This is a genomic window from Thalassococcus sp. BH17M4-6, from assembly GCF_049323015.1.
GTDB lineage: Bacteria > Pseudomonadota > Alphaproteobacteria > Rhodobacterales > Rhodobacteraceae > Puniceibacterium.
In genome coordinates, this window is the sequence record NZ_JBMPGU010000017.1 from 51,809 (window position 1) to 69,693 (window position 17,885).

Genomic DNA, 17,885 nt, shown 5'->3' on the forward strand with positions numbered 1-17,885 from the left:
TTCGTTCCAAATGCCTATGCTGAAGAAGGATAACGGGGGGCGATGATGGAACAGCGGCGTAAATTCGAGGCCTTCAAGGGCCTGCACGCGGGCCCCGGGGCGTTCGTCATGCCCAACCCCTGGGATGCCGGGTCAGCGCGGCTGCTGACCCACGCGGGGTTCGCCGCGCTGGCCACCACGAGTGCGGGCCATGCCTTTGCAAAGGGACGGCGGGACTCCTTCGCCGGTCTGGGGCGAGACGAGATCTTTACCTATGCCGCCGAGGCCATTGCCGATGCCGAGGTTGCGGCACTCATGTCGCAGGACCGGCTCGACCGACGCGACATGGCCGAGAATGATTGATCGCGCCAAGCAGGCGCTTGCCAGCGGCGGACGCCCTGCCCTAATCTTTGATCCATGCGCGGATTCGAACATATCGTGGAGCGTCAGATTCAGGACGCGATCGAGGATGGCAGCCTCAGCGGTCTGCCGGGCGAAGGCCGCCCGCTGCCCACCCGCAGCGATGCCTTTGTCGACCCGGTCGAGGCGGCGGGCTTCCAGATGATGGCGAAATCCGGCGCTGTGCCCGAGGAACTGCGCCTGCGCCGCGCCCTGTCAGAGGCGCGCGCCGCCTTTGCCGCTACCGCCGACCCCGAGGCGCGCGCCCGACTGATGCGCGAAATCGCCGATCTGGACCTGCGCCACAACCTGGCGCGGGACAAGCGGACCGGCAGGCTCTGACCGCGCGCACTTGTTTCCGCGCCCCAAGGGCTGGCATAAGGCCGCCATGATCACAGGACCCCGCTATCCCGCCCTCATCCAGTCGCTGCCCGAAACCGTGCCCTTCGTCGGCCCTGAGGTGCAGGAACGCGACCTCGGACGGACCTTCCGCGCCCGGCTTGGGGCCAACGAATCGGTCTTCGGCCCGTCGCCCTGGGCCATTGCCGCGATGCAGGACGAAGCCGCCGACAGCTGGAAATACGCCGACGCCACGAACCACGACCTCAAAGCGGAACTTGCTCTGCGGCTTGGCGTGACATCGCAGAACATCGTGATCGGCGAAGGCATCGACGGGCTTTTGGGCTATGCCGTGCGCCTGCTGGTGGCGCCCGGTGACGCGGTGGTGACCTCGGACGGGGCGTATCCCACCTTCAACTACCATGTGGCGGGCTATGGCGGCATGCTGCACAAGGTGCCATTCCGCAACGATCACGAGGACATCGACGCACTGATGGCCAAGGCCGCCGAGGTGGATGCCAAGCTGGTCTACCTTGCCAATCCCGACAACCCGATGGGCAGCTGGCACACCGGCGCGGCTGTCGCCGCCGCGCTCAACAAGCTGCCCGACGGCACGCTTCTGCTGCTGGACGAGGCATATGTCGAATTCGCGCCGCAGGGCACCTCGCCCGAGATCGACGTCGAAGACCCGCGGCTTATCCGCATGCGCACCTTTTCCAAGGGCTACGGCATGGCGGGCGCGCGCGTCGGCTATGCCTATGGGGCCAAACCACTGATCCGCGCCTTCGACAAGGTGCGCAATCATTTCGGCATGAACCGCATGGCGCAGGCGGGCGCGCTGGCCGCGCTTCAGGATCAGGACTGGCTGGACAAGGTGGTGGCGCTGGTCGGGACGGCAAAGGACAGCATCGCCGAAATCGCCGTCGACAACGGGCTGACGGCGCTGCCCTCGGCCACCAACTTCGTCACAGTGGATTGTGGCGCGGATGGCGATTTCGCCCGCGCCGTGCTGGCCGGGCTGATCCAGGAAGGCGTGTTCATCCGCATGCCGTTCGTCGCCCCGCAGGACCGCTGCATCCGCATCAGCGCGGGCAAGCCCGAGGATCTGGAGTGCCTGGCCCAAGCCCTGCCCAAGGCGCTGGAGGCCGCGCGGGCCGGATCAACGCAAAAGGCCTGACCGGCGGCCCGACGCCACCAGCGAAGTTTTGACTTGGCAGCGGACAGTCTGCGCCTATCCTTGGGGCATCTCGGACTGTCGGAGAGACCAGCATGCGCGGCGACGACCGGCCCAAGGCCCCGAACTACACCAACGCCGCCCTGACCATGGGGCTGGTCAACCTCGTCTGGCTCTTCTGCGTGATCTGGGCGGTCTTCGGCTTTGCCGTCGTGATCTTTGCCGCGCTCGCACTCAACTGGCTGATCGACGTGCTGGCGCGGCGCCGCGCCTGAGCGCTTGGCCCCCTAGCCGGCCGCGATGACCTCGGCCGCCGCCGACAGAGCCCCCGGACCGTAAGGCACGTCCAGCGCCGACAATCCCGCCTCAACCGATCCCAGCAGGCCCATGATCATATGCGCGTTGACATGGCCCATGTGACCGAAGCGGAAAAACCCTGTGCCCTTGGGATCTTCCGGTTCCGACATGCCCAGCCCGATCCCCAGCGTCACGCCGGTGTTGACCTCGGTCCAGCGGCGCAGCTGCGCGCCAAAGGGCGCGCCGATCCGCAGCGCCGTCACGGCGTGGCTGCGATGCGTGGGGTCAGCGACGTTGAGCCGCAGCGGCCCACCCTGCCCCCAGGCGTCGACCGCCGCCCAGATCGCGCGGGCAAGTTTCGCGTGCCGGTCCCAGATCGACTCGATCCCTTCGGCATGGATCATGTCCAGCGCCGCGCGCAGGCCCAGCAGGTGATGGGTGGCGGCGGTGCCGCAGGAATACTGGTAGAATTCTTCCGGGTTGGCGCGCGGCGACCAGTCCCAGTAGCGGCTGACCCGGGGCATGGCGGCCCGGGCGGCGGCGGCGCGCGCATTGAAGAAGACGAACCCCAGCCCCGGCGGTGTCATCAGTCCCTTTTGCGAGCCGGTGATCGTGACATCCGCCCCCCAGCGGTCCATCTCGAACACGTCGCAGGCCAGCGACGCGATGCAATCGGCCATCAGCAAGGCCGGATGGCCGACCTCGTCCAGCACCCGGCGCAACGCCGCAATGTCGTTGCGCACCGATGACGAGGTATCCACATGCACCGCCAGCACCGCCTTGATCTTCTGACCGGTGTCGGCGCGCAGGGCCGCGGCCACGGCCTGCGCGTCGATCGGCGTCTGGCGCCCGAAATCCAGCACCTGCGTCTCGATCCCGAGGCCTGTCGCCATCTCGCCCCAGCCATGGCCGAAACGGCCCGTGGCGGGGATCAACACGGTTGCGCCCTCGGGCACCGTGTTGGCCAGCGCCGCCTCCCATACGCCGTGGCCGTTGGCAATGTAGATCGCCACGTCGCCTTGGGTCCGGGCCACCCGGCGCAGATCGGGCATGAGGCCCGCGACCATCTCGGGCAGCGCCCCTTCGTAGATGTTGGGGGCGGGCGTGTGCATCGCGCGCAGAACCGCGTCGGGCATGACCGACGGGCCGGGAATGGCAAGATAGGGGCGGCCCTGGGCAAGCGTCATCGGAACCTCGTGGCTGGAAAGGACAGGCGGATGCGGCGACCCTAGCGGGCGCGGCGGCCGCGTCAATCGCCCCGGCCCGCATTTCATCCGCTGGCCCCGATGCTTGCCAGCCCCCGCCGCAGCCACTACACCCGGGCTGCGAGCCAGGAAAGAACCCGCGATGCTGATGAAACTCTGGACCCGGATCGAGGATGCGGAGCGACGGCTGCGCCGGTCGTTCGGCAAGGACATCGCGTCGCCACGCGGGCGGTTCTGGGCCAAGCTGCATTACCACGTCTTCGACCACGCCTTTCTGCGCGTATTCTGGAGCAATTTCTTCAAGGTCGCGCCCGGCGTCTACCGGTCGAACCAGCCCACGCACGCGCGGTTCGAAAAATACGCGGCCATGGGGATCAAGACGGTGATCAACCTGCGCGGCGAGGACAACCAGGCGCATTACTACTTTGAAAAGGAAAGCGCAGAGGCGCTGGGGCTGACGCTGGTCAATGCCAAGCTATGGGCCCGCACCGCCGCCCCGCGCAAACGCATCGTCGGCGTGATCGACGCGCTGCGCACAGCCGAAAAGCCGCTGATGTTCCACTGCAAATCCGGCGCCGACAGGGCCGGGTTCGTGGCCGCCATGTACCTGATGGTGTTCGAGAACCAGCCTGTCGAGGTCGCGAAAAAGCAACTGGGCCTGAAATACATTCACCTCGATTTCACCGCCACGGGGGTGCAGGACTACATCCTCGACGTCTATGCCGCGCGCACCGCCCGCGACCCCATCGGGTTCGAGGACTGGATCCGCACCGAATACCACGGATCGGCGATGCAGGCAGCGTATGAGTCCAAGATCCCGCCCGCGCTTGTGGACATGTCCGAGTGACCGACACGGTGCCCAACCCGCGCGGCCTGATGGGCTGGCTCTGGCGCAATTATCTGCGCAAGCATCTTGGGCTCTTGATCGTGGCCATGGTGTTCATGGCGGTCGAAGGGTCGATGTTCGGCTTTCTCAGCTACATGATGAAGCCGATGTTCGATCAGGTGCTGGTGGGCGGCAGCGCCTCGGCGCTGGTCTGGGTGGCAGGCGCGATTTTTGGCATCTTCGCGATCCGCGCGGTGTCGAGCGTGGCGCAAAAGGTGCTGCTGACCCGGATCTCCCAGCTGACCGTGGCCGATATCCGGCAGGATCTGCTGGCGCATCTCATGCGGCTCGACGCGCCGTTTCACCAAAGTTATCCGCCGGGCTACCTTATGCAGCGGATCGAAGGCGACGTGAACGCCATCAACAAGGTCTGGAGCACGCTGATCACCGGCGCGGGGCGCGACGTGATCGCGCTTTTCGCGCTGTTTGCCGTGGCGATCAACGTCGACTGGCGCTGGACCGCCGCCGCGCTTGTCGGCGTGCCGCTGCTGGTGGCGCCCGCGATGTTCCTGCAACGCTTTGTCCGCGCCAATGCCCGCATCGCCCGCGACGTGGCGGCGAGCCTGTCGACCCGGCTCAACGAGGTTTTTCACGGCATCGTCCCGGTCAAGCTCAACCGGCTGGAACGCTACCAGTGGAAACGCTATCGCGACCTGACCCGAACCCGCATCCGGACCGAGGTGCGGTCGAGCTTTGGTCAGGCCGCCATCCCGGGGCTGATCGACATCATGTCGGGCGTGGGGTTCGTGGTGGTGCTGATCTACGGCGGATCCGAGATCATCTCGGGCGAAAAGACCGTGGGCGACACCATGGCCTTTTTCACCGCACTCGGGCTGGCGTTCGAACCGCTGCGGCGGCTGGGGGCCTTCAGCGGCGTCTGGCAGATCGCCGCAGCCAGCATCGAACGGATCAAGGAATTGCTGGAGCTTGAGCCCGACCTCGTGGACCCCGCACATCCCGTCCCGGCCCCCGAGGGCGTGCCGCAGATCGTGCTGCGCGACGTACACCTGAGCTATGGCGACACCGCCGTGCTGCGCGGCGCGAGCCTGGTGGCCGAGGCCGGACAGACCACTGCGCTGGTGGGCGCGTCGGGGGCCGGCAAATCCACCATCTTCAACGTGCTGACCCGGCTGGTCGATGTGGAAAGCGGCACGGTGACCGTGGGCGACGTGGGCGTGGCCGACATGCGGCTGGCGGATCTGCGCGCGCTTTTCTCGGTCGTGTCGCAGGATGCGCTGCTGTTCGACGAAACGCTGCGCGAAAACATCCTGCTGGGACAGACCGACGTGTCCGAGGACCGGCTGCGCGCGGCGCTGGATGCCGCCCATGTCACCGATTTTCTGCCGCGTCTGCCCAACGGGATCGACAGCCCGGTGGGCCCGCGCGGATCGAACCTGTCGGGCGGGCAGCGGCAGCGCGTCGCCATCGCCCGTGCGCTGCTGCGCGACACGCCTGTGCTGCTGCTGGACGAGGCGACAAGCGCGCTCGATGCGCAATCCGAGGCGGTTGTGCAATCGGCGCTGGACCGGCTGGCAGAAGGCCGCACAACGCTCGTGATCGCGCACCGGCTGGCCACGGTCCGCCGCGCCCACAAGATCGTGGTGATGGATCAGGGCCGGGTCGTCGATCATGGCACCCATGACGAACTGCTGGCCCGGGGCGGCGCCTATGCCGAACTGCACCGCCTGCAATTCGCCGACGGCTGACCGGCCTCAGCGGCGATAGTGCTGCGCCAACCGCTCCGGATCGGCCCCCAGAAAATAGCGCGCCAGCGTCAGCAGGTTGCGGCTGCCCCGGCGCAGCCACCCGGCCCGCTCGTAGCGCGCCGCGCTGGTCAGCGCCCGCACCGGCAACCCGCGCAACTGCCCACGCAAGGATCGCGCCAGGGCCACGTCCTCCATCAGCGGAATGTCCGGATAGCCCCCCGCCGCATCGAACCGCGCACGGTCGATCAGCAGACCCTGATCGCCGTAGGGCAGCCCCAGCAGGCGCGAGCGCAGGTTTGCCCAGCCCTCGACCAGCCGGGGGGCGGCCCCGTCGGCGCGGAACTGCAGGCGAAAATAATAGGCCCCGGGGCGTTCGACCGCGCGGGCGGCATGAACGCTCCATCCGCTTTGCAACACTGTGTCCGCATGCAGCACCAGCAGCCAGTCCCCCCGCGCCTGCGCCGCGCCGCGCCGCAATTGCCCGCCCCGCGATGCCGCGCCGACGACCCAGACGGCGCCGGTGTCATCCGCGATCTGGCGGGTGTCGTCCTGCGATCCGCCATCGGTCACGATGACCTCGCGGACAAGCCCGGAACTCACCCCCTCGACCAGTGCGGCAAGGCATCCCGGCAGGCTGGCCTGGGCGTTGAGCGTGGGGATGATCACGGATATCGGCGCGCGCATGGTGTCTTTCGGTTGGCCCTGTTGTCGGGCGGCGGGGTTGCTATATGACAAATATGACTGCAAGGGGAATCTTTATGTCCGACATGTCCAAAAGCGCCCGCACGGTTCTCAAGGTCGGCGGCCCGGACGCGCACCATTTCCTGCAGGGACTGGTCACGAACGACGTGGACCGCCTGCGTGACGGGCTGGTCTATGCCGCGCTGTTGACCCCGCAGGGCAAGTACCGCGCGGATTTCTTTCTGGTGCCCGACGGCGATGCGATCCTGATTGATGTCGCGACCCCGCTGGCCGATGATCTGGAATGGGCGCTTTCGATGTACAAGCTGCGTTCGAAGGTCACGCTGGAGCGGACGGAAGTTGCCGTCAGCCGCGGCACCGGCGCGCCGCCCGACGGCGCCTTTGCCGACCCGCGCGATCCGCGCATGGGCTGGCGCGGCTACCATGGCCAAAGCGGCGATGCAGCGGATTGGGACGCGCTGCGCGTGCAGGCGGGCGTGCCCGAAACCGGGGTCGAACTGACGCCGGACAGTTTCATCCTTGAGATGGCGTTCGAGCGGCTAAACGGCGTCGATTTCCGCAAGGGCTGTTATGTCGGTCAGGAGGTCACGGCGCGGATGAAGCACAAGACCGAGCTGCGCAAGGGGCTGGCCCAGGTCGCCGTCGACGGCAGCGCCCCGGTCGGGACCGAGATCACGGCAGAGGGCAAGATGGCCGGAACGCTTTTTACCCAGTCAGGCGGGGCGGGGCTGGCCTATCTGCGTTTTGACCGCGCCACGGGTCCGATGACCGCCGGATCCGCAAAGGTGATCCGGCAGGGATGACGCAGGCCCGGGTACTGGACAAAGCCATCATCGACACCCGCCCGCTGCACGGCGGCGACCTGTCCGAGGTTGCGCTGGCGACCCTGGCCGACGGCCGCCGGGTCGTGATCAAGCGCGGCCCGCTGGTGGATGTCGAAGGCCGGATGCTGACGGCGCTGGCCGAGGCAGGCGCGCCGGTGCCGCAGGTGCTCGAGGTGGCGAAAGTGCAGCTTTGCCTGAGCTATCTGGAGGAGAGCACCCCGACGCCGACGCTCTGGCGCCAGATGGGCCGGGCGCTGGCCGACCTGCACCGCGCCCGTGGCGAAAGCTACGGCTGGGATGAAGACTATGCGTTTGGCGCGGTGCGCATCGACAACGCCCGCAGCGACGACTGGCCCGCCTTCTGGGCCGAGCGACGGCTGTTGTCAGGAGTTGAATCACTGCCCGGGGATGTCGCACAGCGGATCGAGGCGCTGGCCCGCCGCCTGCCCGACCTTCTGCCGAAACGCCCCGACCCCGCCCTGCTGCACGGCGATCTGTGGTCCGGCAACCTGCTCTTCACCGCCGATGCGGCGTTCCTCATCGACCCGGCCTGTTATGTGGGTGATGCAGAGGTCGATCTGGCCATGCTGTCGCTCTTCGGCGCGCCGCCCGCCGCGTTTCACGACGGCTATGGCCCCGTGCCACCGGGTGCGGAGGCGCGCAGACCGATCTACCAACTTTGGCCTGCTCTCGTGCACCTGCGCCTCTTCGGCGCAGGCTACCGTGGCATGGTGTCCCGACTGCTCGACGCCGCCGGGGCCTGAGCACGCGGCCCAGCCCGGCGATCTGTCTTCCCAAGCGCCCGGTCAGGCGCGTTCGGAATATTCCATGGTCTCGGTGTTGACGATGATCGCCTCGTCCTGACCGACGAAGGGCGGCACCATGACCTTGACCCCATTGTCCAGCACCGCGGGCTTGAAGCTGTTGGCAGCGGTCTGGCCTTTGACCACCGGCTCGGTCTCGGTCACCACGCAGGTGACCTTTTGCGGCAGCGTCGCGTTCAGCGCTTCAGCCTCGTGGAATTCGACCGTGATCGTCATGCCGTCCTGCAGGAACGGGCGGCGTTCGCCCAGAATATCGGAGGGCAGTTCGACCTGATCGTAGGTTTCGGTATCCATGAAGGTCAGGATGCCGTCGGATTCGAACAGGAATTGCATGTCCTTCTGTTCCAGCCGCACCCGTTCGACCTTGTCCGCGGACCGAAAGCGTTCGTTCAGCTTGGAACCATTGCGCAGGTTCTTGAGTTCGACCTGAGCAAACGCGCCACCCTTGCCGGGTTTGACATGGTCGACTTTGACGGCGGCCCACAGGCCTCCGTTATGCTCCAGCACGTTGCCGGGGCGAATCTCGTTTCCGTTGATCTTGGGCATGTGGCAAAACCATGGCAAAAGGTTGATGATAGATTGGCCGGACCTATATCTGGAGTGTAGAGACACTGCAAGACAACCAGATATCGTGCTGCATTGGCAGCAAGGCATGTGTGAGGCGCATGGGAGCTATGCGATAACGGGGTATCCGAATCGTATGGAATAGGCCATAACCCCCCTCACGCCTGAAAAGACAAGAGCAATAATCAAAGGACGAAACATGAGAGATTTCGTTGACGGAACAGCTTACAACAGCGAACAGGGCAACCGCGCCCGCAAACTGTTCGCCGCCGTTGTGCTGGCTGCGCTGGATGACGCGATTGCCGACGACAAGAAGTACGGCAATGGCCCCGAACAGATTGCCCGCTGGGCACGGTCGCGCGACGGGCGCGAGGTGCTTTCCTGCGCCGGTATCGACCCGAACGAACGCGTGGTCGCGGGCCTGATGGAATTCGTATCCAAGGGCGTGCGCACCTCGGTCGCGCTGTCGCGCGAAGAAAGCGAACGTCGAAACGCGGCGCTGCAGGCCGAAGCCGCTTGACTAGTCCGCACACGGTCCAGATCAAGGCGCGTCCTTCGGGACGCGCTTTTTTGTTGCGATGATCTCAGGCGCCGGTCGGCACAGGCCACGGCGCTGCGCGGCGGTTGTCGAATTCAGTCGAGCTGCTGGCTGATCAGGGCGCGGTGGATTTCGCGGCGGACAAGCTTGCGGACGTTGCGGGTGATCCGTTCCCCCAACGCGCCTTGCAGTTCCTGCCGGACGATGTCGGCCACCATGTCGCGCAGCATCTCTTCATCGAGCATCGGCGCCTCGTCGGCGCCCAGATCGGCGGTATCGTCTGAACCGTCCTCATCCTCGGCCTCGCGGCGCAGATTGAGGTAGGCGACGCGCGCGTCGCTGACAGGCGTGTCTTCGGGCTCCGAATAATCCTGCCAGGCCATCGGCTCATCAGGTTCGTGCAGGAAGGCGGCATTGTCGCCGTCGCCGGGCGCGTCGGACTCCCAGTCGCCGCCGCTTTGCGCGATCATCGCCTCAAGCTCCGCCACTTTCTGTTCCAGAGAAGGCATGGGTTGCGCATGCACAGCCGGAGGATCTTCGGGGGCCTCTTCCGGCTCGGACGCGGCGGCCTCCTCGGTCATCTCGGGCTCGGACTCTTTCTCCTCTTCGGGCGCGGGCTCTGCGGTATCCTCTGCGTCGGAGTCGTGGGCCTCCTCCGCCTCGCCTTGCTCCGTGCCTTCGGCCTCATCCTCCTCGGAATGGGCAAAATCCTTCAGGGCGGTGGCGATTTCCTCTTCCACCATGCGCGACAGGTCAACCGGTGCGGCCTCGTCAGCAGCCTCTTCCCCCGACGCTTCCGTCGACATCGGTTGGGTCAGCAGCACGGGCTCTGGATCGGTTTCCTCAGCGGCGGTCTTTGGCGCGCTGTCGGATTGCGGCTCCGTCACCCGTTGCGACGGCGTCAGGACCAACCTGTCCGGCGCCGGTTTCGGCGTGAAGCGCTGCGCGCCCACATCTTCGGAGACAAGTCTGCGGATAGAGGACAGAACATCCTCAATGTCCGCGTTTTTCACGGGGTCTGACATTATTCTACCACTCTCACCTCGCGCAAAGGATAGCGCGCGGCGCGATTCCGCACAACAGATGCAAAGAATTCTATTCTTTTCCCAAGGCACGCAAGACACGGTCGAGCTTTTCGCCCTGACGGCTGAGCACCGGCGCGTCCTTGACCAGGTTGTAATACTCGGTCGGATCGTAGCGCTGCACCGCCAGGCCAAGGTCCTTCGCCGTGAGCCGCCCCATCGTCGCCAGAACCGTGTAGGCGGCGATGAATTCATCGACCGTGGTCGAGATCAGCGCGGCGCGGGCATCCAGCAACTCCTGTTCGGCGTTGAGCACATCAAGCGTCGTGCGCGCACCCAGCGTCGCCTCTTCGCGGACACCGCGAAACGCGACCTGCGCCGCCCGCACCTGATCGTCGCCGGCGGCCTGGCTGGCGCGGGCGACGTTCAGCTGCACCAGCGCATTTGCGACGTTCTGTTCGATGCCCAGCCGCACCACGTGCAGGTTGCTGCGCTGCGCATCGCGGTTCGACATCGCCTGCCGCACCAGCGACGACAGCCGCCCGCCCTGATAGATCGGGCCCCCCGCCTCGATCCCGACAGAGCCGCCGCGCGAAAAGCTGTTGTTGTCGAAATTTTCGGTCACCGACAGCCGCCCGGTCAGCGACACCGTCGGCTTCATCGCAGCCTTGGCGCGCTGGATGCTCAGCTCTGCCACGGTCACCAGCCGCTGCGCACGGCGCAGTTCGGGGTGCGTGCGCACCGCGATGGCCGTGGCGGTGTCCAGGTCGCGCGGCAGTTCCGGCACCCGGCTGGGCGGGGTCAACGGCCCGGGCCTGCGGCCGGCTGCAACGCGGTATTCCTCTTGCGCGCTGCGCAGGGTGCCCTGGGCGGCGGCAAGGTTGCTTTTGGCGGCGGCCAGCCGCGCCTCGGCCAGGGCGACATCGGTGCGCGTGACCTCGCCCACCTCGAACCGGTCGCGGGCGGCGCGCAGTTCCTGGGTGATCAGGCGCAGGTTGTTCTGGCGCAGGGCCACGGTTTCGGTCGCGCGCCGCACCTCCATGAAGGCCTGCACCGCGCGCAGCAGCACCTGCTGTTCGATCGCGATGAGCGCCTGCCGCGTGGCCAGCACCGATTCCTTCGCTGCGTCGATCGCCAGACGATTCTGGCCGCCGTCATAAAGCGTCAGTTCCCCTACCAGCGCGATGCTTGCGGTGTTGCTGGCGCTGCCGACGACAGTGCCCAGCGTGTTGGCGCTACGCGAGGTGCCAAAGCTTCGGGTGACGTCCCCGGCCCAGTTGATCACCGGGCGCAGCGCCGCCATGGCCTGGGCCACATCCTCGTCCGCGGCGCGCAGCAGCGCGCGGTTCTGATCCAGCAGACCGCTGGAGTTGTAGGCCCCCACCAGCGCATCCGCCAGCGTGTCGGCCTGCGCCGCCGCGGACACGCCGAAGGCGACGACCGAGGCCGCCAGGGTTCTTGTCAAAAACCGAAATGTCATGCCGCTCGTCCTGTTGCCTGTCTCTGCACTGCCATCGTCGGGCCGTGTCCGTCGCCCGTCAGAGCGCGAATGCCCGCTTCTTTTCAAATCCCGGGATCAGCGGCGCGCTGGCGTTGAACGCGTAGCGCCATGACATGCCGCCGTCGATCTTGTGGCCGATGCGCACGACGCCCAGTCGGCCTTCCATGAAGAGGCAGGCCATGCGCCCGCCCTCCTTGAGCTGATCGGTGATCCTGGCGGGCACCTCTTCGACGCCGCCTTCGATCAGGATGGCGTCATAGGGGCCGTGCTCCGCGGCCCCGTCGGTCAGCGCCCCGCCATGCAGGATCACGTTGTCGGCATGGTGTTCGGCCAGCAGGGTTTCCGCCTCGCCCACACGATCGGTGTCTTCCTCGACCGCGACGACCGCTTCGGCCATATGCGCGATGACGGCGGCGGAATAGCCCAGCCCCGACCCGACATCGAGCACGAGATCCGAATTTCCGATGTCCAGCGCATCCAGCATCTTCGCAAAAGTGCGCGGTTCCAGCACCACGCGCCCCCCGCCGATGTCTATGTTTTCGCTGACATATGCGGCTTCGGTCCGGTCACGCGGCACAAAGGCTTCGCGTGGGACGGTCAGCATCGCGTCGATGATGGGAAACTTGGTCACATCCGAAGGGCGCACTTGCGTGTCGACCATCATGCGGCGGCGGCTGGCGTAGTCGGACATCTACTAAACTCTTTCGTTCAGAGGGTGTCCTTTGCTTTTGCCACAGATGCCACGCTGCGGCAATGTCCACCGCACAGATTTCGCGTCATGATGCCTCGTGTGAGGCTTGCCTGCCTAGCTGCTGGCCGCCTCTTCCTGCTCGCGGCGCATGCGTTCGGTCGCCACGTCATCCAGCAGCGCCACGACGATCACGATCACCGGGATCGCCACGATGCCACCGATGGGACCCCAGAACCAGATGCCGAAGACCAGCGACAGGAAGACCACCAAGGGGTTCAGCGACACATGCCGCCCGACCATCGCGGGGGTGACGAACTGTGCTTCGGTCATGTTGAGCAGGAGGAACCCCGCCATCGGGGCAATCGCCATGACGCCGTTGAAATGGATCAGACCGCTCAGCAACAGGCCGATCGCCACCATCGCGGGGCCCACATAGAGAACGTAGTTGAGCAGGAAGGCGGCAAAGCCCCAGACCAGCGGCAGCGGCAGGCCGATCAGCGACAGATAGGTCCCCAGCGCCGCACCAAGGCCTGCATTGACCACCGAAATCGCGAAGAAATAGCGCGACACAAGATATTCCGCGGTCCTGAACCGCTTCGAAATGCGGCTGGTGTCGGCAATGCCGCCGATCCGCCGGGCGAGGGCCGCGTAAAGCTCATTCCGGGTCAGAAGAAAGAAATAGAACGTGCCCGCAAACACAAGCATCTGCGCCATGATCACCGGCGCAAGGAACAGCGCGTCCGTGACCGACGGCAGCTCGTCCAGCGCCTCTTTCGTGTCTCCTCCATCGCCCTGGGCCGTTGCCTCGGCACCGCCGAGTGCCTCTTTCATCTCTTCGTTGACGTCGTCGATACCCTGGATCAGGCCCTGGAAGTCATAGATGATCGAGCGCAGTTCGCGCCGGATGTTGGGGATTTCGTCCATGATCCGCCAGATAAGCGGCTCGATCGCAAAGATGAGCGCGCCGATGGCGGCGATTGTCACCAGAAGGATCAGCGTTGCCGCGGTGCCCGCCGGAACACCCAGACGGCGCACGCCGTCCATCACCGGCGAAAGAACGATGCCCGTGATCACGCCCAACGTCATCGGGGCGGCGACATCCTGTGTGATGTAAAGCGCTGTGAGCGCCCCGAGGCATGCCAGCAGGATAATGCTGGCACGCAGGGCGCGAGACTCGGTCTGCACGGCTGTTGTCCTTTCAAGGCGGGGCCTGCGGATACCCCTCCCCGGTTAATCTTCGCGACGGCGCGTCCTGCGGGTGCGTCGCCCTGCGTCCATGCCCAGAAGGAATCCTTCCAGCATCTGGATCAAAGGGTCGGTCTGGCTTGCGTGCGCGGCAGGCGGCGGAACAACCCGGCGCGGTCGCGACACGATCTTGGCAATCAGAAAGACGATGGCGCTCAGGCCCACGAACCCGCTGCCCAGAACCTGAGCGGCAAAAAGCGGATCCTGCCATGTGGACAGCACCATCCAAAGTGCCGACGTAAGAAAGCCGAGACCCACAAGAAAGAGGATCCCGGCGAAAAACGATAGGGTCGCGGCGCGAATGCGCCGTTCTATCGCGTAACCGATCGTGCGGAACAAGAGCACTTAGCGACGACCCGAAAAGACGCCCGCGAGAAAGCCCACACCAACCGCGATCGCGATTGCCGTGCCGGGCTGGCGACGCACCGCGTCAAGCGCCTGATCTCGCATTTCGTTTGCCTGATCGCGCGCATCGTCGAACTTGTCAGATGCATCGTTGCGCATGCGTTTCGCGCGCTCGCGGGCGGCCTCGAGCGTTTCGTCCTTGCGGCGCACACCGATCTCGCTCAAGAGCTCGGTCAGGCTCGAAATATCGGACCGGATGGTCTTCATCTGATCGCTCAACTCGTCATAATCGCTCTTCGGGCTCTGTGCGGATTTGCTCGCCGCTGTCGTGGTTGTCGTCGCCATGATAGGCATCCTTTCGTGCATGTGTCGGGGGGCCAACGCGCGTGCGCGGCAAGGGTTCCCTGAAAATGGCGTGAACGCCCTCGCGCAATCCGCTTGACGCCACGCCTGCGACCCCCTAGTCAGAGCACGCTCCGGCGGGTTGGCGGAGAGGTTACGCAGCGGATTGCAAATCCGTGTAGACCGGTTCGATTCCGGTACCCGCCTCCAAGCATTTTCAATGACTTCACCATGCTGAACAGACCGCTGGCCCAGTGTCATTTGCGGCACTTCAAGGAAGCGGAGTGTCGTAGCGGTTCGCGGTGGGGACGGTCGCAAGTGTTTCGCGCGGAAGACCGAGTCTGCTGAAATCTTGTCAGTGCCGCGCGCCGCACCTGCACACAATGCAGCCGTTGGACTTCAGGCCCAAGGCCCGTCGCCGTTGCGTTTGCCCGCCCGCGGCACCCGGCTGCTTGACAGCGGCTGTGCGCGGACACCAGACCCGGGCCCGCCTTCAGAAGCCATCGCAAGCAGGGCGGCCACCCGGTTTTCGGTCGCGGGGTGGGTGGCGAAAAGGCTGTCGTGGTTGTGTGCGTGCAGCGGGTTGATGATAAACATGTGCGCCGTCGCGGGATTGCGTTCCGCCGCGTGGTTGTCGATCCGGGCCGCGCCGCTGGCGATCTTTTCCAGCGCCGACGCAAGCCAGAGCGGCTGTCCGCAGATCTCGGCGCCGGCCTTGTCGGCGGCATATTCCCGCGTCCGGCTGATCGCCATCTGCACCAGGGCTGCCGCCAATGGCGCCAGGAACATCATCGCCAGCGTACCGATCAGGCCCATCCGCTCGCGCGAGCCGCCGAAGAACAGGGCGAAGTTCGCCAGCATCGAGATTGCACCGGCGAAGGTCGCGGTGACAGTCATGATCGCGGTGTCGTGGTTGCGGATATGGGCCAGCTCGTGCGCGATAACGCCTGCCAGTTCCTCCCGCGTCAGGCTGCGCATCAGGCCAGATGTCACGGCAACGGCGGCGTTGGCGGGATTGCGCCCGGTGGCAAAGGCGTTGGGCTGCGGCGTGTCGATCAGATAGACCTTGGGCTCGGGCAGGCCCGCGTTGCGCGCAAGTTCGGCTGTCATGGCGTGCAGGCCCAGGCGGTCGCCCGGCGCCACCGGCTGCGCGTTGTGCATGCGCAGGACCATCCGGTCCGAATTCCACCAGGAAAAGGCGTTCATCACCGCAGCGACGGCCAGGGCGATCACCGCACCGCCCGACCCGCCGATCAGATAGCCCACCCCCATGAAGAGCGCGGTCATCGCGGCCATCAGAATGGCTGTCTTTACATATCCCATGATCGTCTCTCGAACCTCGAACTGCGGAGCAAGGAAAGATATGGGGCGCCCGAAGACCTGCGCAAGACTGCGCTGCCGCGCGCACTTTGACAGCGGCGAACCGCCTTCGGCAATGCCCCGGACCCTTGATCGCGGCAGGCCAACGGGCCAAAGCCTTGCCGAAATGGTATGCCGGCTTCTATAGAATCCTACAAACAAAAGAGGCTTTCCACCGTGTCCAAACCCCTTGATCTGATCACCATTGGCCGGTCTTCGGTCGATCTTTACGGCGCGCAGATTGGCGGGCGGCTTGAGGATATGGGGTCGTTCGACAAATACATCGGCGGCTCGCCCACCAACATCGCCTGCGGCACCGCGCGGCTGGGGCTGAAATCGGGGCTGATAACCGGCGTGGGTGACGAGCACATGGGGCGGTTCATACGCGAGCAGTTGGGGCGCGAAGGGGTCGACACCCGCGGCGTCAAGACGGACCCGGACCGGCTGACCGCGCTGGTACTGCTGGGCATCCGCGATCAGGACAGCTTTCCATTGATCTTCTATCGCGAAAACTGCGCGGACATGGGGCTGACCGAGGACGATATCGACCCCGACTACATCCGCTCTGCCCGGGCGGTGGTGGCCACCGGCACGCATCTGAGCCACCCCGAGGTCGAGGCCGCGACGATCAAGGCGCTCGAAATCGCGCGGGCGAACGGGCAGCAGACCGCGCTCGACATCGACTACCGCCCGAACCTGTGGGGCGTGGCGGGACATGGCGACGGCGAAAGCCGGTTTGTGGAAAGCGCGGCGGTCACGGCGAAATTGCAGTCGACGCTGCATCTGTTCGATCTGATCGTCGGCACCGAAGAGGAGTTCCACATCGCCGGCGGCAGCACCGACACCATTGCCGCCTTGCGTGCGGTCCGGGCCGTGTCGGGCGCGACGCTGGTGTGCAAGCGCGGGGCGGCGGGCGCGGTGGCCTTCACCGGCGATATCCCCGACAGCCTCGACGATGGCCAGGCCGGGCCGGGGTTTCCCATCGAGGTCTTCAACGTGCTGGGGGCCGGCGACGGGTTCATGTCCGGCCTGCTGAAAGGCTGGCTCGACGGGGCGGACTGGCCCACGGCGCTGAAATACGCCAATGCCTGCGGTGCCTTCGCGGTCAGCCGTCATGGCTGCACCCCCGCCTACCCCAGCTGGGATGAGCTGCAGTTCTTCTTTGAACGCGGGATCAAGCGGCCAGACCTGCGCAACGATGCCGAGCTGGAACAGGTGCACTGGGCCACCAACCGGCATGGCGACTGGTCTTCGGTCAAGACCTTCGCCTTTGACCACCGCCTTCAGCTTGAAGAGATGGAGGGTTACACGCCGGAAAAGGGCGGGAAATTCAAGGAACTGTGCCTCGATGCGGCTTTGAAAGTTCAGAATGGCCAGCCCGGCTACGGCATTCTTTGCGACAACCGGATCGGGCGCAGTGCCCTGCACCGGGCCACCGGCAGCGGCCTCTGGATCGGTCGCCCGACCGAGCTTCCGGGGTCTCGACCCATCGCGTTCGAGCCCGAGTTGGGCGACGATCTGGGCGGATTGCGCGAATGGGCGCGGGAAAACGTCGTCAAGCTGCTGGTCTTCTGCCACCCCGATGACGACGACAAGACCGCCAAGATGCAGATCGCGCGGGTCAAGCGGCTCTTTACCGCCGCGCGGCGCAACGGGCTGGAATTCCTGCTGGAAATCATCCCGTCGAAGGTCGGCCCGGTCGATGATGACACGTCAGCAACGCTGATCCAGAGCTTCTATGACGCGGGCGTCTTTCCCGACTGGTGGAAGCTGGAGCCGTTCAAGACCGAAGCCGCCTGGGCCAGTGCCGTCGCCGCCATCGAACGCAACGACCCACGCACGCGCGGGATCGTGGTGCTGGGGCTGGACGCGCCCGAGGAAGAGCTTGCCGCCTCTTTCGCGCTGGCCGCCCGGCAACCGCTGGTCAAGGGATTCGCCGTGGG

At 65.8% G+C, this 17,885-nt stretch carries 20 protein-coding genes and 1 tRNA gene; 11 read left to right on the plus strand and 10 right to left on the minus strand.

The window, feature by feature from the left end; all coding sequences use genetic code 11:
• The first annotated feature begins 42 nt into the window (after positions 1–42).
• From ACOXXX_RS19095 to ACOXXX_RS19110, 4 genes are all read left to right on the plus strand, one after another.
• Entirely contained in the window at positions 43–342 is a 300-nt protein-coding gene (locus ACOXXX_RS19095; protein WP_422828213.1) for an isocitrate lyase/phosphoenolpyruvate mutase family protein, read from the plus strand.
• 54 nt (positions 343–396) lie between these two features.
• Positions 397–720 carry a DUF1992 domain-containing protein gene (locus ACOXXX_RS19100; RefSeq protein ID WP_422828214.1) on the plus strand — a complete coding sequence of 108 codons (324 nt, stop codon included), beginning with the start codon at positions 397–399 and terminating at the stop codon, positions 718–720.
• Positions 721–769: 49 nt separating this feature from the next.
• The gene (locus tag ACOXXX_RS19105) at positions 770–1,894 is read left to right on the plus strand and encodes a pyridoxal phosphate-dependent aminotransferase (protein WP_422828234.1); all 1,125 of its coding nucleotides are present in this window, start codon (positions 770–772) and stop codon (positions 1,892–1,894) included.
• Between the two features lie 92 nt (positions 1,895–1,986).
• Positions 1,987–2,166, plus strand: a complete 180-nt coding sequence (locus tag ACOXXX_RS19110) for a hypothetical protein (protein WP_422828215.1) — start codon at positions 1,987–1,989, stop codon at positions 2,164–2,166.
• A gap of 12 nt (positions 2,167–2,178) precedes the next feature.
• Here ACOXXX_RS19110 and ACOXXX_RS19115 read toward each other — a convergent pair whose 3' ends face one another.
• Positions 2,179–3,375: a pyridoxal-phosphate-dependent aminotransferase family protein gene (locus tag ACOXXX_RS19115; RefSeq protein WP_422828216.1), complete on the minus strand. Its 1,197-nt coding sequence runs from the start codon at positions 3,373–3,375 to the stop codon at positions 2,179–2,181.
• Positions 3,376–3,535: 160 nt separating this feature from the next.
• On the opposite strand from ACOXXX_RS19115, the gene ACOXXX_RS19120 reads away from it, so the two are divergent.
• Both ACOXXX_RS19120 and ACOXXX_RS19125 read left to right on the plus strand, forming a co-directional pair.
• The gene (locus tag ACOXXX_RS19120; RefSeq protein ID WP_422828217.1) at positions 3,536–4,240 is read left to right on the plus strand and encodes a tyrosine-protein phosphatase; all 705 of its coding nucleotides are present in this window, start codon (positions 3,536–3,538) and stop codon (positions 4,238–4,240) included.
• Between the two features lie 29 nt (positions 4,241–4,269).
• Positions 4,270–5,985, plus strand: coding sequence for an ABC transporter ATP-binding protein (locus ACOXXX_RS19125; protein WP_422828235.1), 1,716 nt, complete (start codon positions 4,270–4,272; stop codon positions 5,983–5,985).
• 6 nt (positions 5,986–5,991) lie between these two features.
• On the opposite strand, the gene ACOXXX_RS19130 is transcribed toward ACOXXX_RS19125, so the two are convergent.
• The gene (locus tag ACOXXX_RS19130; protein WP_422828219.1) at positions 5,992–6,669 is read right to left on the minus strand and encodes a TIGR04283 family arsenosugar biosynthesis glycosyltransferase; all 678 of its coding nucleotides are present in this window, start codon (positions 6,667–6,669) and stop codon (positions 5,992–5,994) included.
• An 83-nt stretch (positions 6,670–6,752) separates the two neighbouring features.
• On the opposite strand from ACOXXX_RS19130, the gene ACOXXX_RS19135 reads away from it, so the two are divergent.
• A complete protein-coding gene (locus tag ACOXXX_RS19135) occupies positions 6,753–7,490 on the plus strand; it encodes a YgfZ/GcvT domain-containing protein (protein ID WP_422828236.1) in 738 nt (245 codons plus the stop codon).
• Entirely contained in the window at positions 7,487–8,275 is a 789-nt protein-coding gene (locus ACOXXX_RS19140) for a fructosamine kinase family protein (protein ID WP_422828220.1), read from the plus strand. Before ACOXXX_RS19135 ends, ACOXXX_RS19140 begins: the two co-directional genes overlap by 4 nt.
• A 42-nt stretch (positions 8,276–8,317) precedes the next feature.
• Here the strand turns inward: ACOXXX_RS19140 and efp are convergent, their stop codons facing one another.
• Positions 8,318–8,881 (minus strand): elongation factor P, encoded by a 564-nt coding sequence (gene efp, locus ACOXXX_RS19145; RefSeq protein ID WP_422828221.1) that lies wholly within the window; start codon positions 8,879–8,881, stop codon positions 8,318–8,320.
• A gap of 217 nt (positions 8,882–9,098) precedes the next feature.
• On the opposite strand from efp, the gene ACOXXX_RS19150 reads away from it, so the two are divergent.
• Entirely contained in the window at positions 9,099–9,419 is a 321-nt protein-coding gene (locus ACOXXX_RS19150) for a DUF6280 family protein (protein ID WP_422828222.1), read from the plus strand.
• A gap of 113 nt (positions 9,420–9,532) precedes the next feature.
• Here ACOXXX_RS19150 and ACOXXX_RS19155 read toward each other — a convergent pair whose 3' ends face one another.
• The 6 genes from ACOXXX_RS19155 to ACOXXX_RS19180 form a co-directional block, all read right to left on the minus strand.
• Positions 9,533–10,450, minus strand: coding sequence for a hypothetical protein (locus tag ACOXXX_RS19155; RefSeq protein ID WP_422828223.1), 918 nt, complete (start codon positions 10,448–10,450; stop codon positions 9,533–9,535).
• A gap of 82 nt (positions 10,451–10,532) precedes the next feature.
• Entirely contained in the window at positions 10,533–11,939 is a 1,407-nt protein-coding gene (locus ACOXXX_RS19160; protein ID WP_422828224.1) for a TolC family outer membrane protein, read from the minus strand.
• A gap of 58 nt (positions 11,940–11,997) precedes the next feature.
• A complete protein-coding gene (locus ACOXXX_RS19165; protein WP_422828225.1) occupies positions 11,998–12,651 on the minus strand; it encodes a protein-L-isoaspartate O-methyltransferase family protein in 654 nt (217 codons plus the stop codon).
• A 114-nt stretch (positions 12,652–12,765) separates the two neighbouring features.
• Positions 12,766–13,836: an AI-2E family transporter gene (locus tag ACOXXX_RS19170; RefSeq protein ID WP_422828226.1), complete on the minus strand. Its 1,071-nt coding sequence runs from the start codon at positions 13,834–13,836 to the stop codon at positions 12,766–12,768.
• 45 nt (positions 13,837–13,881) lie between these two features.
• Positions 13,882–14,241 (minus strand): phage holin family protein, encoded by a 360-nt coding sequence (locus ACOXXX_RS19175; protein WP_422828228.1) that lies wholly within the window; start codon positions 14,239–14,241, stop codon positions 13,882–13,884.
• Complete coding sequence (locus ACOXXX_RS19180) at positions 14,242–14,586, minus strand: DUF883 family protein (protein WP_422828230.1); 345 nt, start codon at positions 14,584–14,586, stop codon at positions 14,242–14,244.
• A 133-nt stretch (positions 14,587–14,719) separates the two neighbouring features.
• Between ACOXXX_RS19180 and ACOXXX_RS19185 the strand changes: the two genes are divergently transcribed.
• Positions 14,720–14,793, plus strand: a tRNA-Cys gene (locus ACOXXX_RS19185).
• Positions 14,794–14,982: 189 nt separating this feature from the next.
• On the opposite strand, the gene htpX is transcribed toward ACOXXX_RS19185, so the two are convergent.
• Positions 14,983–15,906 carry a zinc metalloprotease HtpX gene (gene htpX, locus ACOXXX_RS19190; RefSeq protein ID WP_422828231.1) on the minus strand — a complete coding sequence of 308 codons (924 nt, stop codon included), beginning with the start codon at positions 15,904–15,906 and terminating at the stop codon, positions 14,983–14,985.
• 213 nt (positions 15,907–16,119) lie between these two features.
• On the opposite strand from htpX, the gene ACOXXX_RS19195 reads away from it, so the two are divergent.
• Positions 16,120–17,885 (plus strand): bifunctional 5-dehydro-2-deoxygluconokinase/5-dehydro-2-deoxyphosphogluconate aldolase (locus ACOXXX_RS19195; RefSeq protein WP_422828232.1); only part of this gene is annotated, 1,766 nt, incomplete at its 3' end.

Coding starts and splice junctions, on each gene's coding strand:
- ACOXXX_RS19100 (WP_422828214.1), top strand. CDS start 397: ATGCGCGGATTCGAACATATCGTGGAGCGTCAGATTCAGGACGCGATC.
- efp (WP_422828221.1), bottom strand. CDS start 8,881: ATGCCCAAGATCAACGGAAACGAGATTCGCCCCGGCAACGTGCTGGAG.
- ACOXXX_RS19150 (WP_422828222.1), top strand. CDS start 9,099: ATGAGAGATTTCGTTGACGGAACAGCTTACAACAGCGAACAGGGCAAC.
- ACOXXX_RS19140 (WP_422828220.1), top strand. CDS start 7,487: ATGACGCAGGCCCGGGTACTGGACAAAGCCATCATCGACACCCGCCCG.
- ACOXXX_RS19110 (WP_422828215.1), top strand. CDS start 1,987: ATGCGCGGCGACGACCGGCCCAAGGCCCCGAACTACACCAACGCCGCC.
- ACOXXX_RS19180 (WP_422828230.1), bottom strand. CDS start 14,586: ATGGCGACGACAACCACGACAGCGGCGAGCAAATCCGCACAGAGCCCG.
- ACOXXX_RS19125 (WP_422828235.1), top strand. CDS start 4,270: ATGGGCTGGCTCTGGCGCAATTATCTGCGCAAGCATCTTGGGCTCTTG.
- ACOXXX_RS19115 (WP_422828216.1), bottom strand. CDS start 3,375: ATGACGCTTGCCCAGGGCCGCCCCTATCTTGCCATTCCCGGCCCGTCG.
- ACOXXX_RS19165 (WP_422828225.1), bottom strand. CDS start 12,651: ATGTCCGACTACGCCAGCCGCCGCCGCATGATGGTCGACACGCAAGTG.
- ACOXXX_RS19135 (WP_422828236.1), top strand. CDS start 6,753: ATGTCCAAAAGCGCCCGCACGGTTCTCAAGGTCGGCGGCCCGGACGCG.
- ACOXXX_RS19160 (WP_422828224.1), bottom strand. CDS start 11,939: ATGACATTTCGGTTTTTGACAAGAACCCTGGCGGCCTCGGTCGTCGCC.
- ACOXXX_RS19130 (WP_422828219.1), bottom strand. CDS start 6,669: ATGCGCGCGCCGATATCCGTGATCATCCCCACGCTCAACGCCCAGGCC.
- htpX (WP_422828231.1), bottom strand. CDS start 15,906: ATGGGATATGTAAAGACAGCCATTCTGATGGCCGCGATGACCGCGCTC.
- ACOXXX_RS19120 (WP_422828217.1), top strand. CDS start 3,536: ATGCTGATGAAACTCTGGACCCGGATCGAGGATGCGGAGCGACGGCTG.
- ACOXXX_RS19095 (WP_422828213.1), top strand. CDS start 43: ATGATGGAACAGCGGCGTAAATTCGAGGCCTTCAAGGGCCTGCACGCG.